Origin of the sequence: Bradyrhizobium cytisi (assembly GCF_008123515.1) — a bacterium.
GTDB classification, from domain to species: domain Bacteria; phylum Pseudomonadota; class Alphaproteobacteria; order Rhizobiales; family Xanthobacteraceae; genus Bradyrhizobium; species Bradyrhizobium cytisi.
The window spans coordinates 1-2,894 of sequence record NZ_VSSR01000120.1 but is presented as its reverse complement, the minus strand read 5'-3'; the positions used below and the strand labels follow the sequence as shown (position 1 = coordinate 2,894).

Below are 2,894 nucleotides of genomic sequence, written 5' to 3'. Positions count from 1 at the left end.
GTAACCATGCGCTGTAGGCCGCAAGCACGCTGATCTATCCGGTTAGCGGTTAGATCTCGTCGGACTCTTCGGTCTTCGGCTTCATCATCGCGGCGAGCGCTTGGCGGCGTTTTTCGATGATGCTGGGGGTGTCCTTGTGGATTGCGATCAGCTCTTTGAGGTTCTCGATCCCGTCATCGGTGAACGCCATCACCCCGTCTTCACCGACGCCGACGACCCATAGCTGGCCATCCTCGGTGTCCATTTCTTCGGCGACCTCGAACAGCCATTCCTCGTCTTCACCGAGCATCTCAGCGACATGGCTGAGCGTGAACACGTGGCTGACTTTGTTGACGTGCCCCATCAAGCCGCCTGCGCCGCAAGGCCTTGCTGTTGCGCAGTCTTCCAGTTCCAGGGCAGCAGCTCATCGAGCCTGTGGGCGGGGTGGGTGGCGATGCGAGCGAGGACATCGGCGAGCCAGGCCTGAGGGTCAACCGCGTTCATCTTGGCAGAGACGATGAGGCTATACATGGCGGCGGCTCGGCGCCCTCCGCGGTCGGATCCACAGAATAACCACGACTTTCTACCTAATGCGATGCCGCGCAGCGCTCTTTCGGCGGCATTGTTCGAGAGGCAGACGCGGCCATCGTCGAGGAAGCGCGTGAAGGAGGTCCAGCGCTTGAACATATAGTTCATGGCCTTGGCCAGATCGTGACCGCGGGAGAGCTTGGCGCACTGCTCGCGCATATAGGCTTCCAGATCGGCGACGAGCGGCGCGCTCTGCGCCTGGCGAACAGCCCTTCGTTGGTCGGCGTTTTGACCATTGATAGAGCGCTCGATCTCGAACAGAGCGTCGATGCGGCGCACGATCTCCATGGCGACGGGCGAGATGACGATCTCCTTCTTTCCGGCCGCTTTGCGCCGCGCGTTCTCCTCAAGATCCGCCATGGCGAAGAACGGGCGCCGGGCATGGACCCAACAGGCCGCTTCCCTGATCAGCCCAGGACTTCGCGCGGGCTCGTAGAGCTTGATGTATCCGCCGAAGGCGTCGGCCTGGAGGATCCCGGTGTAGTTGGCCAGATGCGCCTGCGGATGCTCACCACTTCGATCGCGCGAGTAATAAAACATCGCCGCCGGCGGATCTGAGCCGCCGAAGGGGCGATCGTCCTTCACATAGACCCAGCATCGAGCGACATCGCACTTGCCCAAGGCCAGCACGGGCACGGTGGTGTCGTCGCCATGGAGGCGTTCGGCTGCCATGACGTGGGCTTCCAAGAGCCGCGACAACGGCTCCAACACCGTGCAGCACGCCCCTACGGCATCTGCCATGGTCGACAGCGCGATTGGCACGCCTTCCAGAGCGTAGCGCTCGGCCTGACGGTTCAAGGGCTGATGCTGACCGAACTTCTCGAACACGATCATGGCCAAGAGGCTTGGGCCGGCCCATCCCCTGGCGATGGCGTGGAACGGCGCCGGTGGCTGGCTGATCTTCTCGCAGTCACGGCAGCTGAACTTCTCCCGCACCGTCTCGATCACCTTCCACTGGCGCGGCACCACTTCCAGCGTCCGCGTCACGTCCTCGCCGAGCTTGCGCAGACGGTTGCTGCCGCAGCATTCACAAGCTGTCGGCGGATCAATCACTACCCGCTCGCGTGGCAGATGCTCGGGGAACGTCTGACGCTCGGGGCGCTTGCGCGTAAATCCGCGCACCGTCGTCGTCTTGGCCACGGCTCGTTCTGCCGCAAGCTCGTCCTCGATGGCATCGGCCTCCAGCTCTTCGAATGTCAGCGCCAACTGCTCGATCAGGCGCGAAGAACGCTCCGACCGCTGTCCGTAGATCTGATGCTTTAGCTTGGCGATCTGCAGCCTCTGCTGGGCAATCAGCGCCTCGTCTTCCGACGCTTTCGCGCGGGCGACCGCGAGTTCAGCAGCGATCTCCAAACCCTTCGCGCGCTCGACGGTCAGCGCCTCCTTCAGGGCGGCGATGTCATCCGGAGCAGGGTCGCGATTAGCATGCATGCGACGCAGTGAATCACAGATTGGACGCGATGTGACTCCCCAAAATGCAAAAAAAGCTGCAGATTAATCCGCTCAGCCTGCGCTCTGCGGCCGCCAGCTTAGTTGGGGATTCCTCCAGTCGATGCCCTCAAGCATGTAAGCCATTTGCGCCGCTGAGATCGATATCGCGCCGGCCGATGCCGAGGGCCAGATGAACTTTCCGCGGTCCAGGCGCTTGGCGTAGAGCGACAGGCCCAACCCGTCATGCCAGAGAATCTTGACCAGATCACCGCGGCGGCCACGGAAGATGTAGAGATCGCCAGCGTGGGGATCGCGCTTCAGGCTCTCCTGAACTGTTAGAGCAAGGCTTCGCATGCCACGACGCATATCGGTGTGGCCAGTGGCGATCCAAACCCTGACGCCGCTCGGAATCGGGATCATCGTCGCCGCAGGAGTTCAAGAACTCGCTGCAGCGCCTCAACGTCCACGTCGCGGTCAACGCGAACACGACAGCCGCCAAGCTCGATCTCGATGATTCCAGCCCTTGCACGCTGCGCAGGCGGTGAAGACGGTGGTTGTGGCACGCCGTTCGAGATCGGAGCCGCCACAGGTGTGATCTCGACGGGAACAAGAGCAGGCGCGGCATCTCCGCCCAGTCGACCCTGGCGCGCTTGTCGACGCCACGTAAACAGCAGGCTATGGGCCACCCCATGCCGGCGCGCGACGCCGCAAACCGTCTCGCCAGCTTGCAAGGTCTCTTCGACCAGGCGAACCTTCTCGTCGTAACTCCATCGCCGCCGACGCTCGGCGCCCAGCACATTGACCTGCATTCGCCACGTGACCTTAAAGCTAGACTTAAGGTCAAATCCTCGGCCCGCCTCTCAAACTAGACAAGGCGGCCGCCGCCGGAGGGATAC

The 2,894-nt window shown here is 62.5% G+C and carries 4 protein-coding genes; all 4 read right to left on the bottom strand.

Annotated features, from left to right (window positions below):
* Positions 1-49 precede the first annotated feature (49 nt).
* Positions 50-343 carry a hypothetical protein gene (locus FXB38_RS40880; RefSeq protein WP_148756540.1) on the bottom strand — a complete coding sequence of 98 codons (294 nt, stop codon included), beginning with the start codon at positions 341-343 and terminating at the stop codon, positions 50-52.
* The gene (gene tnpC / locus FXB38_RS40875) at positions 343-1,998 is read right to left on the bottom strand and encodes an IS66 family transposase (RefSeq protein ID WP_148756539.1); all 1,656 of its coding nucleotides are present in this window, start codon (positions 1,996-1,998) and stop codon (positions 343-345) included. The genes FXB38_RS40880 and tnpC overlap by 1 nt, the downstream gene beginning before the upstream one ends.
* Before the next feature lie 72 nt (positions 1,999-2,070).
* Positions 2,071-2,418, bottom strand: a complete 348-nt coding sequence (gene tnpB / locus FXB38_RS40870; protein ID WP_148756538.1) for an IS66 family insertion sequence element accessory protein TnpB — start codon at positions 2,416-2,418, stop codon at positions 2,071-2,073.
* Entirely contained in the window at positions 2,415-2,807 is a 393-nt protein-coding gene (gene tnpA, locus FXB38_RS45250; RefSeq protein WP_148756537.1) for an IS66-like element accessory protein TnpA, read from the bottom strand. Before tnpA ends, tnpB begins: the two co-directional genes overlap by 4 nt.
* Positions 2,808-2,894: the final 87 nt, after the last annotated feature.

Coding starts and splice junctions, on each gene's coding strand:
- tnpA (WP_148756537.1), bottom strand. CDS start 2,807: ATGCAGGTCAATGTGCTGGGCGCCGAGCGTCGGCGGCGATGGAGTTAC.
- tnpB (WP_148756538.1), bottom strand. CDS start 2,418: ATGATCCCGATTCCGAGCGGCGTCAGGGTTTGGATCGCCACTGGCCAC.
- FXB38_RS40880 (WP_148756540.1), bottom strand. CDS start 343: ATGGGGCACGTCAACAAAGTCAGCCACGTGTTCACGCTCAGCCATGTC.
- tnpC (WP_148756539.1), bottom strand. CDS start 1,998: ATGCATGCTAATCGCGACCCTGCTCCGGATGACATCGCCGCCCTGAAG.